Source organism: Achromobacter pestifer (genome assembly GCF_902859625.1).
In the GTDB taxonomy this organism is placed as follows: Bacteria; Pseudomonadota; Gammaproteobacteria; order Burkholderiales; family Burkholderiaceae_B; genus Achromobacter; species Achromobacter pestifer.
The window spans coordinates 14,578-32,952 of the sequence record NZ_CADIJX010000016.1 but is presented as its reverse complement, the minus strand read 5'-3'; the positions used below and the strand labels follow the sequence as shown (position 1 = coordinate 32,952).

Below are 18,375 nucleotides of genomic sequence, written 5' to 3'. Positions count from 1 at the left end.
GAAAATACAAAGCCCCTCACACGCGAGGGGCTTTGAAGCGAACCGCCGGACGCCGCATGGCGCGGGCGGCCAAGCAGGATCAGGCGGAGGGCGGAACGTAGCCGTTGGCTTCGACGGTGCCGTCTTCAAACAGGAAGCGCTCCATCTGTTCTTTCAGGTACTTGCGTGCGCGGGCGTCGGCCAGATTCAGGCGGTTCTCATTGACGAGACGGGTCTGGATGGCCTTCCATTCTTCCCAAGCTTCCTTGGAAATGCTCTGCCAGATCTTCGTGCCGAGCTCACCAGGATAGGGAGGAAACTCCAGCCCTTCGGCTTCACGCTTCAATTTCACACAGTTGACGATACGGGACATGGTTCGCTGCCGAAAAGATAGATAACGGCGTATTTTAGCGGGCTTGGCGTCCAGAGGGCGCCAAGCCCCTTCGATCCCTGCGGTCAGGGGCCGCCGCCGGTGCTCACAGCTTCTTGATGAAGACCATGCTGTTGCGTGAACGGTTGTAGTTGTGCTGCTTTTCGCGGGGCAGGTCGGCGATGCCGCCTTGCACGAAACCGCGCTTCATGAACCAGTGGGACGTCCGGGTGGTCAGCACGAACAGTCGCTTGGCCCCAGAGGCGCGGGCGCGGGATTCCATGTGGCGCAGCAGGATTTCGCCTTCGCCGGAACCCTGCCATTCGGGATGCACGATCAGGCAGGCCATTTCGGCCATCTGTTCGTCAGCGAACGTATGCAGGGCGGCGCAGCCATAGATCACCCCGTCGTGCTCCAGCACGGTGAAGTTCTCGACGTCGCGCTCGACCACGCTGCGCGGGCGCGGTACCAGCGTGCCGTCCGCCTCCAGCGGTTCGATCAGGCTCAGGATGGCGCCCACGTCGTCGATGGTGGCGGGGCGCAGGTCGTCCAGCGTGTCTTCCACCACCATGGTGCCCACGCCGTCGTGGGTGAAGATTTCCAGCAGCACGCTGCCATCCAGCGCGAAGGGCAGCAGGTGGGCGCGTGCCACCCCGCGCTTGACCGCCAGCGACGCATATTGCAGGAAGGCGTGGGTTTCCTCGTCCAGTTCACCACCGGCCAGCAAGGCGTCGGCATCCACGCGGGCCAGTTCGGTGTCCAGCGTGCCGTCATCATTCAATACGCCCTGCGAGCTGGACAGGAAGATCAGCTTTTCGGCGCGCAGCGCCACGGCGACGCTGGTGGCCAGGTCTTCCATGGCCAGGTTGAATGCGTCGCCCGTCGGGGAAAATCCCAGCGGCGACAACAGCACCACCGACGAGCCTTTCTCGATGGCGAATTTCAATGCGTCGATATCGATCTTGCGCACCTGGCCGGTGTGCTTGTAGTCCACGCCGTCCAGCACGCCGGTGGGGCGTGCCGTGACGAAATTGCCGGAAATCACGCGGATGTGCGCATGCGACATCGGCGTGTTGGGCAGCCCCTGGCTGAACGCGGCTTCGATGTCCAGGCGAATTTCGCCGGCGGCTTCCTTGGCGCATTCCAGCGCCGCGGCGTCGGTGGGAGCCAGGCCACGGTCGAACTGCTGCGTGAAACCCTTCAGGCGCAGCTGTTCATTGACCTGCGGGCGCGACCCGTGCACCAGCACCAGCCGGATGCCCAGGGATGACAGCAAGGACAGATCCTGCACCAACGTATTCAGCGCACCGGCCTGCACCAGTTCGCCGCCGAACGCCACCACGAATGTCTTGCCTCGGAATGCATGCACATAGGGCGCCACGTCTCGAAACCATCGGACGAACTGGGCGGGTGCGAATTCTGGGGCTTCGAGGGCGGAGACGGTGTCTGGTTCCAGGTCGGGCATGATGGGCGGAGGGATTCCTGAGAGTCGGTAAAAACGCGGCGCCTTGCCGCGCCATAGCGCCGTCCCATGACGGCGTGGCGAAATTATATGGCCGCTGGGGGCGGGCGCAGACGGAAAATCAGCGCTTATTTAGTGCCAGATTTCAACGGGGGCCGGCCGATCGCCAGGCAGGGAGTCCATAGAAATTTATAATGCCCGGCTAACCGGACTATCGTACATGCCTGAATCCTCCCGCCCGAGGGCGCCCAAGACGGCTTCCCCGGGGGCTCCCGCAGCCGTTCCCGGCGCGGCCGAGACCGCCCGCAGGCCGCCTCGTCCCCCGCGCGCCGAGCGCCCCGAGCGCCCCGAGCGCCCCGAGCGCCCGATCCCTGCCGTGACCTACCCTGAAGACCTGCCCGTCAGCGCGCGGCGGCAGGAGATCGCACGCGCGATCGCCGGCCACCAGGTCGTGATCGTCAGCGGGGAAACCGGTTCGGGCAAGACCACCCAGTTGCCCAAGATCTGCCTGGAACTGGGACGCGGCCGTCAGAAGATGATCGGCCATACCCAGCCGCGCCGCCTGGCCGCGACCTCGGTCGCCAAGCGCATCGCCGAAGAACTGAATACGCCGATGGGCGAAGTGGTGGGTTATCAGGTGCGGTTCAACGACCGCACCGGCCCCAATGCGTCCATCAAGCTGATGACGGACGGCATCTTGCTGGCCGAATCGCAACGCGATCCGCTGTTGCGCCGCTATGACACGATCATCATCGATGAGGCGCATGAGCGCAGCCTGAACATTGATTTCCTGCTGGGCTATCTGAAGCAGCTGCTGCCGCGCCGCCCGGACCTGAAGCTGATCATCACGTCGGCCACCATCGACGCCGAGCGCTTCGCCCGCCACTTTGCCGCGTCCGAAGACAAGCCGGCGCCCGTGATCGAAGTCTCGGGCCGCCTGTACCCGGTTGAAGTCCGCTACCGCCCGGTACGCGAGGAACTGGCCGAAGACGCCTCTGCGCCGGCCGCCAAGCCCGGCCGCGAACGCGAGCGCATGTCGGGCGACGAAGAGCGCGATCTGATCGACGCCATCGTGGACGCGGTGGACGAATGCGCCCGCCATGGCCCAGGCGACGTGCTGGTATTCCTGCCGGGCGAGCGCGAAATCCGCGAATCCGCCGAGGCCTTGCGCAAGCGCCATCCCGCAGGCACCGAGGTGCTGCCGCTGTATGCCCGTCTGTCGCAGGCCGAGCAGGAACAGATCTTCCATCCGCGCACCAACGCACGGCGCATCGTGCTGGCCACCAACGTGGCGGAAACCTCGCTGACGGTGCCGGGCATCCGCTTTGTGGTCGACAGCGGCTTGGCGCGCATCAAGCGCTATTCCTGGCGCAACAAGGTCGAACAGCTGCGGATCGAACCGATCAGCCGCGCGTCGGCCAACCAGCGCGCCGGCCGTTGCGGCCGGGTGGGGCCGGGCATCTGCATCCGTCTCTACGACGAGCTGGACTTCAATAACCGGGCCGCCTTTACCGACCCCGAAGTGCTGCGATCGTCGCTGGCCTCCGTCATCCTGCGGATGAAGTCGCTGAAGCTGGACGATATCGAGCAGTTCCCGTTCGTCGAGGCCCCGCCTGGACGCGCGGTGGCCGACGGCTACCACCTGCTGCAAGAGCTGGGTGCGATTGAACTGGCGTCCTCTTCGGATGATGAGGCCGAGGCCACGCGGACGGGTGCCTCCTTCGTGCTGACCGAGACGGGCCACGAACTGGCCAAGCTGCCCGTGGATCCGCGCATCGGCCGCATGATCCTGGCTGCCCGCGAGCACCAATGCCTGGCCGAAATGCTGATCATCGCGTCGGCCTTGTCGGTCCAGGATGCGCGCGACCGCCCCATGCAGGAACGCGAGGCCGCCGAGGCCGCGCATGCCAAGTTCGCCGATGACAAGTCGGAGTTCATTTCCTTCCTGAAACTGTGGCGCTGGTATGGCGAACAGGTGCAGCACAAGGCGTCCCAGCGCAAACTGGTGAACCTGTTGCGGCAGAACTTCCTGTCGCCGATCCGGCTTCGCGAATGGCACGATGTTCATACGCAACTGGCGGCGTTGGTGGGCGAGCAGGGCTGGCGCGTGAATCAGGCGGAAGCGACCTACGAACAGCTGCACCTGGCGCTGTTGTCGGGCCTGCTGGGCAATATCGGCTTCAAGAGCGACGAGGGCGGCCACTACCAGGGCGCCCGCGAGATCCGCTTCCACATCCATCCGGGTTCGCGGCTGGTGAAGAAGGCGGGCCGCTGGATCATGGCGGCCGAACTGGTCGAGACCACGCGCCTGTACGCGCGCTGCGTGGCGCGGATTGATCCCGTCTGGCTGGAAAAGGTGGGCGCCCATCTGATCCGCAAGAATTGGTCGGATCCGCGTTGGGAAAAGAAGGCCGGTCAGGTCGTGGCCAACGAGCGTGCCACGCTGTATGGGCTGACCATCTACACGGGTCGACGCATCCACTATGGCCGCGTCAACCCCACCCACGCGCGTGAACTGTTCATCCGGCAGGCCCTGGTGCCCGGCGAGATCGATACGCGGCTGCCCTTCGTGGCGCACAACCGCAAGCTGATCGCCGGCATCGAAAAGTTGGAGCATCAGACGCGCCGCCCGGACATCCTGGTGGACGACGAACTGATCTTCGCCTTCTACGACCGCCAGTTGCCCGCCGATATGTCGCAGACGGCGTCGCTGGAAAAGTGGGTGTCCAGCCTGGACAAAGCCGCAGCCGCCAAGCTGATGCTGACCCGCGATGAATTGATGCGGCACGAGGCCGCCGGCGTCACGACCGATGTCTTCCCCAAAAAGGTGGAATGGCAGGGCGTGTCCATGGCGCTGGACTACCATTTTGAACCCGGTTCCCCGCGCGACGGCGTGACGCTGTCGGTGCCGCTGTTCGCACTGAATCAGATCGACCCGGATCGCTGCGAATGGCTGGTGCCCGGCATGCTGAAGGAAAAGGTGCATCTGCTGCTGAAGTCGCTGCCGCAAAAGCTGCGCCGCCATTGCGTGCCGCTGCCCGACTATGCCGCGGGCTTCTATGACCGCTGGTTTGAACGGCAGGCCGATCCGCAGCAAGGGTTGGTGGACGCCATCATTGCCGACATGTGGGACCAGGTGCAGGTGCGCCCGGCCGTGGGCGATTTCAAGCTTGAGACACTGCCTGCCCACCTGTTCATGAATTTCCGCGTGGTCGACGAGCACGGCCGCATGTTGGCCGCCGGACGCAATCTGGCGCAGCTGCGGGCAGAATTCGGCAAGCAGGCCCAGGCGACGTTCCAGCAACTGGCAGCCAGCGATACGCAGGTGGCCCAGGCGTTGGCGCACGAGAACCTGACCACCTGGTCTTTCGGCCCCTTGCCGGAAATCATGGAAATCAAGCGGCGCGGCCAGTCCGTCATTGGCTATCCGGCCCTGGTGGATCGCGGCGCGCATTGCGACCTGGATGTGTTCGACGACCCGGACGAGGCGCGCAAGCACCACCGTGCGGGCCTGTTGAAACTGTTCCGGCTGGGCCTGCGCGAACAGGTCAAGTTCCTGGAAAAGAACCTGGCGGACCTGACGAAGATCAGCATGCTTTACATGACGCTGGGCACGCAGGAAGAACTGCGCGACCAGATCATCGACTGCGCGCTGGGGCAGGCTTGCCTGGCCGAGCCCTGGCCCGTGAACGAACAGCAATTCGATGCGCGCCGCACGGAAGGCAAGGGCCGCCTGGGCTTGCTGGCGCAAGAGGTGGCCAGGCTGGCCGGCGCGGTGCTGACGGAATACGCGGCGCTGCAACGCAAGCTGCCGCAAGCGAAGCCGCATGCGGCGGCGTATGCCGACCTTCAGCAGCAGATCGGCGCGCTGATGCCGAAGATGTTCATCCGCGACACGCCTTATTCGCAACTTTCGCACTATCCGCGATACCTGAAGGCGGCCGTGGCCCGCATCGACAAGTTGCGGGCGGACCCGGGGCGCGACGCGAAGCTGGTGGCGGAAATGGCGCCGCTGGTGACGCAGTATCAGCGGGCGAGGGCGGCATTGAAGGGGGCGCCGGATCCTCGGCTGGACGAGTTCCGGTGGTTGCTGGAGGAACTTCGCGTGGCGTTGTTCGCGCAGGAACTTCGGACGCCGATGCCGGTGTCGGTCAAGCGGTTGATGAAGAGTTGGGAGTCGTTGAAGCGGTGAAGCGTTGAGAGTGTCGGTTTGGCGCTTCGTGGTTCGTGTGTTGCGCTTTGCGATTCGTACTTCGTGAATCGAGACTGGTGCTTCGTGCTTCGTGCGTTTTGCTTCGTAGGTCGCCGCTCGGCGGGGCGGCCTGACTGCGCGCGCCCACGATTGCGGTCCGGAGCCTTCGCTCCGGACGTACCCGTCGTCATCTTCGTCCTCGCCTTCGGCGACTCCTTCAGATTCCCTCGGGCGCATCAAGGTTGCGCGCAGTCAGGCCGCCCCGCCGACCAGCTGCCGCCGTCTTGGCTTGGTGCGCCGTTAGATCCCGGTTCATTGACGCGTCTTGCGCTGCCCGCCGATTGCGGCCGCGCGGGCGGCCGTAATCGGCATACGTGTCTTTAGATTTCGTGGCGGTGGTCGCTGCGCGCAACCCGTCAGAAGCCCGGCAGCGCCACAACGCAAGACGCTGCGTAAGCCCCCAAAGGCCGCCCGCGCGGCCGGCCGGGGGCGGGCCCCGCAAGATATTCCTTACCTCCACCGCCCGTGGCAAGAATCCTAAGAACTCGAACCTCCCCCGCTGACGTGAGATTGCACCTGACCGAGCCTGGTGGGGCGGGGGCCTGGGGGGCGCGGGGCGTCGATAAGCCCAAGGGAATCCGAAGGCAGTTGCCGTAGGCAACAACGAGGATGACGCAGGGGCAGTCCGGAGCGAACGCTCCGGACCGCAATCGTTGCCCCGCGCGCCCCAGGCCCCCGCCACGCCGGGCGCCTCAAGAACCCTCTTCTTAAACCCATCTCAAGCGCCCACCTCCCAAAGCACCCAAAACCCGAATCCACAAAACCCGAATTCAAAAAAACCGGCAAAAACCCGCATTCAGACCGCCGTCATCTCGTTATGCTCCAATGCGCTGGCCTCTCCCTTTGCGCCCTGGAACATCTCCGCCATGTTCGAGTTATTCAGCCCCCGGACCCGTTCGAAAACGGGCTCCCGTTCCACCCCTAACCGCTGGGATTGGGCGCTATTGCCGCTGGTGCTGGGCATCCTGGCCTTGATGGCCTACGGCGCCTCGCAGATGAGCCGGCCGTTCGCGTTGGGCGAGGAACTGCCGATATCGCTGGATCCGGCCTACCTGCCGTATTACCTCCTGCGCACCATCCTCCGGATGTTCACGGCGCTGGGATTCTCCTTGTTGTTCAGCTTCGTGTTCGCCGCCATCGCCGCCAAGTACCGGACGGCCGAAAAAGCGATGATCCCGATGCTGGACATCCTTCAGTCCGTCCCGATCCTGGGCTTCCAGGCCATCGCCATCGCACCGTTCATCGCGCTGTTCCCCGGCAACCTGCTGGGCGTCGAATGCGCCGCGATCTTCGCGATCTTCACCTCGCAGGCCTGGAACATGGCGTTCAGCCTGTACCAATCCATGCGCACGGTGCCTGCCGAACTGAATGAAGCCGCGCGGATCTTCCGGCTGTCGGGCTGGCAGCGCTTCTGGCGGCTGGAATTGCCGTACGCCACGCCGGGGCTGCTCTGGAACATGATGATGTCCATGTCGGGCGGCTGGTTCTTCCTGGTGGCCGCGGAAGCCATTTCGGTGGCGGGACAGGACATCAAGCTGCCCGGGATCGGCTCCTACATCGCCGTGGCGATCCAGGCCGAGGACGGCCGCGCCATCGCCTGGGCCATTGGGGCCATGATGGCGGGCATCCTGCTGTACGACCAGCTCTTCTTCCGGCCGCTACTGGCTTGGGCGGACAAGTTCCGGTTCGAGGAATCGCAAGGCGATGCCGCCCAGCAATCCTGGCTGCTGGACTGGACCCGTCGCAGCCGCTGGATGCAGGCCGTGTCCCACGCATTCTGGGCGTGCATGCGGCGTGCGCTGGGCTGGTTCAGCGTGCCGTATGACGGCACCTCCATCCGGGCGCGCGCCAAGATGCCCGATCCGCGCTGGACCCGGGTATGGGATGCCTTGCTGGCGGCGGCGGCCTTGCTGGCGACGTACAAGCTGGTGATGTTCGTGCATCAAGATGTGGGCTGGAGCGAAGTGCTGCACGTGCTGGGCCTGGGCGGCATCACGCTGGTCCGGGTGATGTTGCTGATCGGGCTGGCGTCGGTGGTCTGGGTGCCCGTCGCAGTATGGATAGGGTTGCGTCCCCGATATTCTCAGCGAGTACAGGCAGTGGCGCAGTTCCTGGCGGCGTTCCCGGTCAACTTGCTGTTTCCCGCCGTGGTCTACGTCATGGTGGCCTGGCAACTGAACCCCAACATCTGGCTCAGCCCGCTGATCATCTTCGGCACCCAGTGGTACATCCTGTTCAACGTGGTGGCGGGCGCCTCCACCATTCCGAATGAACTGCGGCTGGCGGCCGACAACCTGGGGTTGAAGGGCTGGCTGCGTTGGCGCCGGGTGTATCTGCCCGCCGTCTTTCCCAGTTTCATTACCGGCGCTATCACCGCCAGCGGCGGTTCCTGGAACGCCAGCATCGTGGCCGAATACGTATCCTGGGGCAAAACGTCTTTGGTGGCTGACGGCCTGGGCAGCTACATCAAGCAAATGACCGAGCAGGGCGATTTCCATCGCATTGCGCTGGGCATCGGCGTGATGTGCGTATTCGTCATGCTGTTGAATCGATTTTTCTGGCGCAAGCTGTATCTGCTGGCCGAAGACCGCGGCCGCTAGGAGTTGTCATGAACCCCAACGTCTTGATCGAACTGCACGACGTCGGCAAATCGTTCCGTGCTGCCGACGGCACCGCGCGGCATGTGCTGGAACATGTGGATTTCACGCTGAAGGAAGGCGAAATCGTTGCCTTGCTGGGCAAGTCCGGCTCGGGCAAATCCACCTTGCTGCGCATCATGGCCGGCCTGGTCAATGCCGACCAGGGTTCGGTCACGTACCGGGGCCAGCCCGTGTATGGTCCGGCGGCGGGCATTGCGATGGTGTTTCAGTCGTTCGCCCTGTTTCCGTGGCTGACCGCGCAGCAGAACGTCGAGCTGGGGCTGGAAGCCCAGGGCGTGCCGGCGGCCGAGCGCGCCAAGCGGGCCGACTCCGTGCTGGACCTGATCGGCCTGGGCGGGTTTGGCGGCGCCTTGCCGCGCGAACTGTCTGGCGGGATGCGCCAGCGGGTCGGCATTGCCCGTGCGCTGGTCATGAACCCCGACGTGCTGCTGATGGACGAGGCGTTCTCGGCGCTGGACGTGCTGACTGGCGAAACCCTGCGCGACGACATGCTGGAGCTCTGGGACGAAAGCCGAATCTCCACCAAGGGCATCCTGATCGTGTCGCACAACATCGAGGAAGCGGTGATGATGGCCGACCGCATCATCGTGTTCGATAGCGACCCGGGCCGGGTTCGCAGCCAGGTGTTGATCGGGCTGCCGCGCCCGCGCGACGCCGATTCCCCTCAGGTGCGCGCGCTGATCGACGAGGTCTATGCGTTGATGACCATGCGTCCGGCCCATGGCGTGCCCACGCCGCGCCAGCAAGGGCTGGGCTACCGGTTTCCGCAGACGGAGGTCGAACGCATGGAAGGCGTGCTGGACGTGTTGGCCGAAGCGCCCTTCAATGGCCGCGCCGACCTGCCCAAGCTGGCCGAAGAAGCCGAGATCTCGGATGACGATCTGCTGCCGGCCTGCGAAGCGCTGGGCCTGTTCGGCCTGGCCCAGATTGACCGCGGCGACATCTTCCTGACGCCGCTGGGCCAGCGCTACGTGCAGGCGGAGCAAGGGCAGAAGCAGGCCATCTTCGGGCGTCAGTTGCTGGCCCACGTGCCCCTGGCCGCCCATATCCGCCATAGCCTGGAACAGGAACCCACGGGCGCCTTGCCCGAAAAGAACTTCCTGGATTCACTTGAGGAATTCCTCAAGCCCGACGAAGCGGAACGGGTGCTGAAGATTGCGGTGGAGTGGGGCCGGTACGGCGAGATCTACGGTTACGACTATCACACCGGGCTGCTGACGCTGCCGGTGCGCGAAACGGTCTGATCCAGGGGAGGGCGACGAGGCCCGGCCTGGCGAGGCCCGGGCTGGCGTGGCCCGGGCGTGCCTGGCGCGTTACAGCGCGATGAAGCCGATGATGACCAGCGCAATCAGGCCAAACTTGGTGGCCTTGTACGCGGTGCGGTTCCAGGCCTTGAAGGCCTTGCGCTTCTGGTCGATGACCCAGTGGGCGTGGGTCAGCTTGTTGATGGCGCCAGTCTGGTCGCCGCCGTCGTTGGGCGAGCTGGCGGCCGACATGACCTTGCGGCCGAACCAGCGGTTGAACGCTTCGGCCCAGCCCCATTTCAGCGGACGCTCCACGTCGCAGAACAGGATGATCCGGTTCTGGTCGGTGTGGTTGTAGGCTTCGTGCACATAGGTTTCGTCGAACACGACGCTTTCACCATCGCGCCAGCTATAGGACTCGCCGTCGACGATGATGTGGCAGCGGTTGTCGTTTGGCGTCACCAGGCCCAGGTGATAGCGCAGCGAACCCGCGAACGGATCGCGGTGCGGGTTCAACTGGCCGCCCGGAGGCAGTTCGGCGAACATCGCGGCCTTGACCTTGGGCAGGGTCTTCAGGATGGCGACGGTCTTGGGGCACAGCTCTTCGGCCGACGGGTGGCGGGCGTCATACCACTTCAGGTAGAAGCGCTTCCAGCCGTACTTGAAGAAGGAATTGAAGCCGATGTCGTTATGGCTGTCGGCCGCCTTGATGCGGCGCAGTTCGGCCATTTGCACGGCTTCTTCGCGGATGGTCTCCCAATTGTCGTCCAGCACCTTGAGTTCGGCGATTTCGCTCGTCGTCAGGTAGGGGGTGGACGGCACGCGAGACGCCAGCACCATGAAGGCATTGATGGGTGCCAGCAGCACCGAGTGGTCCAGCATTTGCCGGCCCAGCGGCAGTTTGACTCGGCCTCGGAAGTGCGCAAACAGGATGGCTGCCAGCCAGATCCCGGGTATTAGCCATTTCATACGTATTCGTTGTCCTGCGACAGGTGGATCATGTCTACCTCGTATTGTTACACAAGGTACGCAATGCGCCCTTTGCGGAATCTCAGACGCATCAGCTTGGACCGGGATCACTAGGTACAATTCCCGCTATGTCCGAAGCCGTAACAACTCCGCCCCCCTTTGTGCATCTGCGCGTCCATTCCGAGTTTTCGGTGGTGGATGGCATCGTGCGCATCTCCGACCTCATCAAGCGCGTCGCCAAGCTGGGCCAGCCAGCCGTGGCGCTGACCGATCTGTCGAACCTGTTCGGCCTGATCAAATTCTATAAGGGCGCGCGAGGCGCGGGGGTGAAACCCATCGCCGGCTGCGATGTCTGGCTGACGAACGACGATGATCCGGCCAAGCCCTTCCGGCTACTGTTGCTGGTGCGCAACCATCAGGGCTACCTGAATCTGTGCGAATTGCTGTCCAAAGCCTTCCTGACGAACCAGGGCAAGGGCCGGGCTGAAATCCGCCGTGAATGGCTGCAAGGGCAGCAGGGTCTGATCGCCCTGTCCGGGGGACGCATGGGCGACGTGGGCCAGGCGTTGGACGCTGGCAACGCGGTGTCGGCGCTGGCGCTGGCGCGTCAATGGGCGCACCTGTTTCCGGACAGCTATTTCATCGAATTGCAGCGTGCCGGCATGGACGGCGACGAAGCCTATACGCAAGCGGCCATGCGGCTGGCGGCCGAAGCGGGCCTGCCGGTGGTGGCGACGCACCCGGTGCAGTTCCTGGACGAATACGAATTCCAGGCCCACGAGGCCCGTGTCTGCATCGCCGAAGGCGAAATTCTGGCAAACCCGCGCCGTGTGCGCCGGTTTACCAAGGAACAATATCTGCTCAGCTCCGAGGAAATGGCCCGGCGCTTCGCCGATGTGCCCTCGGCGCTGGCCAACACGGTCGAAATCGCCAAGCGCTGCAACTTGAGCCTGGTGCTGGGTAAGCCGCGCCTGCCCAACTTCCCCACGCCCGAAGGCGTGACACTGGACGACTACCTGGTTCAGTTGTCGGAAGAGGGCCTGGAAAAGCGCATGGAGTTCCTGTTCCCCAACGAAGCGGAACGCGAGTCCAAGCGCGAGCAATACTACGAACGCCTGCGCTGGGAGTGCAAGACCATCATCCAGATGGGCTTTCCGGGTTACTTCCTGATCGTGCAGGACTTCATCAACTGGGGCAAGAACAACGGCGTCCCAGTGGGGCCGGGGCGCGGGTCGGGCGCGGGGTCGCTGGTGGCCTACGCGCTGGGCATCACCGACCTGGATCCCATCCGCTATGACTTGCTGTTCGAGCGCTTCCTGAATCCCGAACGGGTCTCCATGCCCGACTTCGACATCGATTTCTGCCAGGACAACCGCGAACGGGTCATCGATTACGTCAAGGAAAAATACGGCCGTGCCGCCGTCAGCCAGATCGCCACCTTCGGCACGCTGGGCGCCAAGGCCGTGGTCCGCGACGCCGGCCGCGTGCTGGACATGCCCTATATGTTCTGCGACGGCCTGTCCAAGCTGATCCCGTTCAATCCGATGGATCCCTGGACGCTGGAACGCACCCTGAAGGACGAACCCGCCTTCAAGGACCGCTACGAACAAGAAGAGGAAGTGCGCGCGCTGGTCGATTTGGCCAAGCCGCTGGAAGGCTTGACCCGCAACATCGGCATGCACGCCGGCGGCGTGCTCATCGCGCCGGGCAAGCTTACCGACTTCTGCCCGCTGTATTGCCAGCCGGGTCAGGAGAACAGCGCGGTCTCGCAGTTCGACAAGGATGACGTCGAAGCCGCCGGCCTGGTGAAGTTCGACTTTCTGGGCCTGCGCAACCTGACCATCCTGGACTGGGCGGTGCGCTACGTGCGCCAGTTCAATGAGGGCAAGCGCGACTTTGACGTCATGGCGCTGGAGCTCGACGATCCGGCCGCCTACAAGATCCTGTGCGACGCCAACACCACCGCCGTGTTCCAGCTGGAATCGCGCGGCATGAAGGAACTGCTGAAGAAACTGCGGCCCAACACCTTCGAAGACATCATCGCCATGCTGGCCCTGTATCGTCCGGGGCCGCTGGAATCGGGCATGGTGGACGACTTCGTCAACCGCAAGCACGGCCGTGCCGCGGTGGACTACTTCCACTCCGACCTGGAAAGCACCCTGAAGAGCACCTACGGGGTCATCGTCTACCAGGAACAGGTGATGCTGATCTCGCAGATCATCGGCGGCTATTCGCTGGGCGGCGCCGACTTGCTGCGTCGTGCCATGGGCAAGAAAAAGCCCGAGGAAATGGCCAAGCATCGCGAGCTCTTCGAGCAGGGCGCCAAGGAAAAGGGTCATGATCCCGACTTGGCGGTCAAGCTGTTCGACCTGATGGAGAAATTCGCGGGCTACGGCTTCAACAAGTCGCACTCGGCCGCCTACGCGCTGATCTCTTATCAGACGGCCTGGCTCAAGGCCTACCACCCGACCGAATTCCTGGCCGCCACCATGTCGTCCGACATGGATGACACGGACAAGGTCCAGATCTTTTGCCGCGACGCCCAGGACAACGGCGTCGAAGTGTTGCCGCCGGACGTCAATTTCTCGGGCTACCGCTTTGAGCCCGTGGCTGACAAGCACACCGAAAAGGGCAAGCCTCCGCGCACCATGCGTTACGGTCTGGGCGCGGTCAAGGGCACGGGGCAGGGCGCCGTCGAAGACATCCTGCGCGCGCGCAAGGAAGGCGGCCCGTTCCAGAACCTGTTCGACTTCTGTCGCCGCGTCGGCAAGCAGGCGGTGAACCGCCGCACTATCGAAGCCTTGATCAAGGCCGGCGCGTTCGACACCATCGAGCCGAACCGCGCCGCCATGCTGGCGTCCGTGCCCACGGCCATGGAAGCCGCCGAGCAAGCGGCCCGCAGCGCCAACCAGTCTTCGCTGTTCGGCGACGACAGCAGCGACGTGGTCGCAGGCGAACTGGCCAAGGTCGCGCCTTGGGATTTGCACAAGAAGCTGACGGAAGAAAAATCCGCGCTGGGCTATTACTACAGCGGTCACCTGTTCGATGCGTGGCGTGACGAAGTGCGCCGCATCGTGCCGATGCAGTTGGCGCGCGTGGAGCCGCAGCGTGACCTGCAATGGATGTGCGGCGTGCTGGCCAGCGTGCGCGTCATGATGACCCGCCGCGGCAAGATGGTGTTCGCCGTGCTGGATGACGGCACCGCGCAGGTGGAAATCTCGGTGTTCAACGAACTCTACGAGAAACATCGCAACCGTTTGCGCGAAGACCAATTGGTCATCGTCCAGGGCAAGGTCAGCAACGATGACTACTCTGGCGGCATGCGCATCGTGGCGGAACAGTTGTACGACCTGCAATTGGCGCGCGAAGCGCGCGCCAAATCCCTGCGGGTCAGGCTCAACGGATCGGCCGACGCAGCTCGCCTGCGCCAGATGCTGAACCCGTTCAGGGCCGAGCCCGAAAACGGCATCCCCGGGGTGCCGGTGGATATCGTCTACACCAAGAACAATTTCCTGTGCACGGTACGGTTGGGCGAAGAGTGGCGCGTCCGCATGGCCGATACCTTGCTCGAAAACCTTAACGCCTGGACCAAACCAGACGGAGTGGAGGTCACCTATTGATGCGAAACCTGCGTATTGTGCATTCGGAAGCGGCAACCAGCTTTGGCGGCCAGGAAGGGCGAATCTTCAAGGAAATGACGGCCATGCGTGCGCGCGGCCACCATGTTGAAGCCATTTGCCAGCCTCAGGCCTTGCTGGTGGATCGGCTTACGGATGCCGGCTTCGTCGTGCATAAACTACCGATGAACGGGCCGGTGAATTACCTGAAGGGCGTGGCCGCCGTCCGAGGCATCCTGAAAGAAGGCCGCTTCGATGTGCTCAACACGCATAGCCGCCGTGACACCGTCATTGCGGCCCTGAGCGGCAGGCTGGCTGGCACGCCCCTGATCGTGCGGACCCGGCATCTGTCCAACAAGGTGGGGTCCATGTGGTCCTACACCTACTTGCCGCACCGGGTCACGGCAGTCAGTGACCATGTTCGCCATTACCTGATCGAACGTGGCGTGCCTGCCGAAAAGGTCGCCACCGTCTATTCTCCCATCGTGCTGCCGCCGCCGATCGAACGCTCCACCTTGCGCGACGAACTCGGCCTGGATGCCGACGACATCATCGTGGGCTGTGTGGCCGTGATGCGCGCTACCAAGGGCCACAAGGACCTGATAGACGCGATGGTGCCGCTGATCGCCAGCCGGCCAAAACTGCACCTGGTGTTTGTCGGGGGCGGTTCGCCAGTCTTTGAGCAAACCCAGGCCTACGTGGCCAAGCTGGGCTTGCAAGACCGCATCCATCTGATGGGCATGCGGCGTGACGTGCCTAATCTTCTGGCGGGTTTCGACATATTCGCCTTGGCCACGCAGCAGGAAGCTTCCGGCACCGTTTACGTCGAAGCGCAGGCCAGCGGCCTGCCGGTGATTGGCACGGATGTGGGCGGCGTGTCCGAAATGTTCCGGGATGGGGAAACCGGCATCCTGGTGCCGCCCAAGGATTCCAAAGCGTTGACCGAGGCATTGCAACGCCTGATTGACGACCCGGACCTGCGTCGGACCATGGGTGACGCAGGCCGCAAGATGGTCTGGGAAGAGGCGGTGTTTTCGCCTGCCCGCCTGGCCGAAACCACCGAAGCTGTCTATTACAAGTGGCTGGCGGAGCGTGCGAGATGAACGCGCCCAACGTCCCCGTGCTGATGTACCACCATGTCACCCCCGCGGGCGGCATGATCGCGGCGACGCCTGATGTGTTCGATGCCCAGATCTCGCGCCTGGCGCGGGCGGGCTACCAATCGCTGTCGGCAGCGCAGTTCGCCGCCTACCTGGCGGGTGGCGCGGTGCCCGAGCGATCCGTGCTGATTACTTTCGACGACGGCTACCTGAACAACTGGGTGCACGCGCATCCGGTGCTGGCGCGCTACGGCATGCGCGCCGTGCTGTTCACCATCACGGGGTGGATCGGCGACGGTCCCGTGCGGCCGCACGCGGGGCAGGGCGGCCCTTTGCCTGCCACCCCGGATCACGATGCGTGCAAGCAACTGGTGGCGGCAGGCCGCGCCGACGAAGCGATGCTGCGCTGGAGCGAAATTGAAGCCATGCAGGCCGCGGGCACCTTTGAATTCCACTCGCACACGCATACGCATACGCGCTGGGACAAGGTCTGTGGCGTGGACACGGACGCCAAGCGCGCCCATATCGCGCAGGAACTGCATGACTCTCGCGACGCCTTCTTGCGTCGCCTGGGATCGGTCAGCGACCACCTCTGCTGGCCGCAAGGCTATTTCGACGACGATTACGTCGCCGCCGCACGGCAGGCGGGCTTCGCGCACTTGTACACTACCGACCCTTTCGGACAGAACACCCCCGGCGCGGACCCCGAACACATCTATCGTTTCGCGGTGCGCAATCAGGGCGGAAGCTGGCTGAACCGGCGTATCTGGCTGTCGCGCGACCCTTTCTTGGGGCCTCGCTATCACGCTTGGAAAGCCTGGAAAAAGCGTCTTAGGAATCGCGGATGAAGCTATCTGTCATCATCATCACCAAAAACGAAGCGGCGAACATCGCCGACTGCCTCAAATCGGTGGCCTTTGCCGATGAATTCATCGTGGTGGATTCAGGCAGCACCGATGGCACTGTTGAATTGGCGCAGGCGCTGGGTGCGCGCGTCGAAATCACGCCTGACTGGCCCGGCTTCGGCCCGCAGAAGAACCGCGCGCTGGATCTGGCAACCGGTGACTGGGTGCTGTCCATTGATGCCGACGAGCGCGTCACGCCCGAGTTGGCCCGGGAGATCCAGGACGTGCTGGACAATCCGCGCGCCGATGCCTACGAGATCGCCCGCCTGTCGAATTTTTGCGGCAAGGACATTCGCCATAGCGGCTGGTGGCCCGACTACGTGCTGCGCTTGTTCAAGCGCGGCACGGCACGCTTCACCGACGCCGCCGTGCATGAGCGCGTGGTGCCGGCCAACGGCCAGCCGTTGAAGTTGCAGGGCTATTTCAATCATTATCCGTACGACAATCTGGACGCGCTGATCACCAAGGTCAACCGCTACTCATCGGATGCGGCGGCGATGATGTATGCCAAGGGGCGTCGCACGTCGATCTTCGGGGCGCTGGGCCATGGCTTCTGGACCTTCGTGCGCATCTATCTGATCCGGCGCGGCTTCCTGGACGGCAAGCACGGCCTGGTGTTGGCGGTGACCGCGGCGGCAGGCAGTTTCTTCCGCTATTCCAAGCTGATGTTCCTGGCCGAGAAACAGAAGTGAAGATCCTGTACACGAACTTCCATGCCAACAACGGCGGGGGGCACGTCACCTACATCATCAACCTGGCAAAGGCCTTGGCGCGCGACCACGAGATTACCGTGGCGGCGCCGGGCACCAGCCGGCTGCATCGCTACGCCCGCGCCATTCCGGGCGTGACCGTGGTCGACATGCAATACAAGACGCGCCCGTCGTCGTGGTTCAAGGACCGCGCGCAGCTGCGCCGCCTGATCCAGACCGGGCGTTTCGACATCATCCACGTGAATGGGTCGGCCGATCACAAGCAGGTGATGCTGGCCACGCTGGGCATGTTGCGCCGTCCGCGCATCGTGTTCACCAAGCACAATGACCATCCGCTTTCAAGCTTCGGCCACAAGCTGCGGGTCGCGTTGGCGACTGACCACGGCATTGCCGTCAGCGACTACGTCCATGGCCTGATGCAGGATTCTCCGTACCGCAAGCGCCCGATCACAACCATCCGCCATGGCATCGATACGAATTTCTTTGCCCCGCCGCCGCCCGATAGCCTGGATAAGCTGCGGGCCCTGATCTTCGGCCCGGCGTGGCAGGGCAAGCTGCTGTTGGGCAGCGCGGGCGGCACTGACTACGACAAAGGCTGGTTGGACCTGGTGGCCGCGGTTGCCGCCTTGCCGCCCGACGACAAGGCGCGCGTGCTGCTGATGGTCGCGGGCGATCCGCCCACCGAAGCCAAGCTGGCGCGCGTGCGTGAACTGGGCATGATCGATCAGGTTCGGTTCCCTGGGCTGCTTGACGATGTGCGCGCCTCGTTGGCGTCGTGCCACGCCGGATTCGTGTTGTCGTACCGCGAAGCGCTTTCCTTCGCTTGCCGCGAGATCATGGGCCTGGGCTTGCCTGCGCTGGTGACCGACGCGGGCGGCCTGCCCGAGAACGTGACCGATGGCGTTGATGGGTGGATCGTGCCGGTGCGCGATGTCCCTGCCATGACGGCCAAGCTGAGGTTCATGCTGGATCATCCCGAGGTCGTAAGCGCGATGGGCGTCAAGGCCAGGGAAACCAGCTTGCGCGACTTCAACCTGGACCGTTTCGCCGCCGCCACAGTGGATGTCTACCAGCGTACGCTGGATGGACGCCGCAGCCTATAATGCG

General features: G+C 64.0%; 11 protein-coding genes. 8 read left to right on the top strand and 3 right to left on the bottom strand.

All coding sequences use genetic code 11. The features are described from left to right. Window positions 1-79 precede the first annotated feature (79 nt). The gene (locus HV753_RS30075; protein WP_175178228.1) at window positions 80-352 is read right to left on the bottom strand and encodes an oxidative damage protection protein; all 273 of its coding nucleotides are present in this window, start codon (window positions 350-352) and stop codon (window positions 80-82) included. A 103-nt stretch (window positions 353-455) separates the two neighbouring features. After that, window positions 456-1,814, bottom strand: coding sequence for an amino-acid N-acetyltransferase (gene argA, locus HV753_RS30070; RefSeq protein WP_175178227.1), 1,359 nt, complete (start codon window positions 1,812-1,814; stop codon window positions 456-458). Window positions 1,815-2,031: 217 nt separating this feature from the next. Here argA and hrpA point away from each other — a divergent pair, with 217 nt between their 5' ends. The 3 genes from hrpA (at window position 2,032) to HV753_RS30055 (ending at window position 9,967) form a co-directional block, all read left to right on the top strand. Then, window positions 2,032-6,003 carry an ATP-dependent RNA helicase HrpA gene (gene hrpA / locus HV753_RS30065; protein ID WP_175178226.1) on the top strand — a complete coding sequence of 1,324 codons (3,972 nt, stop codon included), beginning with the start codon at window positions 2,032-2,034 and terminating at the stop codon, window positions 6,001-6,003. Window positions 6,004-6,929: 926 nt separating this feature from the next. Then, entirely contained in the window at window positions 6,930-8,663 is a 1,734-nt protein-coding gene (locus tag HV753_RS30060; RefSeq protein ID WP_175178225.1) for an ABC transporter permease, read from the top strand. Window positions 8,664-8,671: 8 nt separating this feature from the next. Next, window positions 8,672-9,967 (top strand): ABC transporter ATP-binding protein, encoded by a 1,296-nt coding sequence (locus HV753_RS30055; RefSeq protein ID WP_175178224.1) that lies wholly within the window; start codon window positions 8,672-8,674, stop codon window positions 9,965-9,967. A 69-nt stretch (window positions 9,968-10,036) separates the two neighbouring features. Here the strand turns inward: HV753_RS30055 and lpxO are convergent, their stop codons facing one another. Continuing rightward, window positions 10,037-10,936, bottom strand: coding sequence for a lipid A hydroxylase LpxO (lpxO, locus tag HV753_RS30050; protein WP_175178223.1), 900 nt, complete (start codon window positions 10,934-10,936; stop codon window positions 10,037-10,039). 128 nt (window positions 10,937-11,064) lie between these two features. Between lpxO and dnaE the strand changes: the two genes are divergently transcribed. From dnaE to HV753_RS30025, 5 genes are read left to right on the top strand one after another with little or no spacing between them, the layout of a single operon-like run. Next, complete coding sequence (gene dnaE / locus HV753_RS30045) at window positions 11,065-14,556, top strand: DNA polymerase III subunit alpha (RefSeq protein ID WP_175178222.1); 3,492 nt, start codon at window positions 11,065-11,067, stop codon at window positions 14,554-14,556. After that, window positions 14,556-15,656, top strand: coding sequence for a glycosyltransferase family 4 protein (locus HV753_RS30040; RefSeq protein WP_175178221.1), 1,101 nt, complete (start codon window positions 14,556-14,558; stop codon window positions 15,654-15,656). Before dnaE ends, HV753_RS30040 begins: the two co-directional genes overlap by 1 nt. Next, entirely contained in the window at window positions 15,653-16,501 is an 849-nt protein-coding gene (locus HV753_RS30035) for a polysaccharide deacetylase family protein (RefSeq protein ID WP_175178220.1), read from the top strand. Before HV753_RS30040 ends, HV753_RS30035 begins: the two co-directional genes overlap by 4 nt. Next, window positions 16,498-17,250, top strand: coding sequence for a glycosyltransferase family 2 protein (locus HV753_RS30030; RefSeq protein ID WP_175178219.1), 753 nt, complete (start codon window positions 16,498-16,500; stop codon window positions 17,248-17,250). The genes HV753_RS30035 and HV753_RS30030 overlap by 4 nt, the downstream gene beginning before the upstream one ends. Continuing rightward, window positions 17,247-18,371: a glycosyltransferase family 4 protein gene (locus tag HV753_RS30025; protein WP_175178218.1), complete on the top strand. Its 1,125-nt coding sequence runs from the start codon at window positions 17,247-17,249 to the stop codon at window positions 18,369-18,371. Before HV753_RS30030 ends, HV753_RS30025 begins: the two co-directional genes overlap by 4 nt. Window positions 18,372-18,375: the final 4 nt, after the last annotated feature.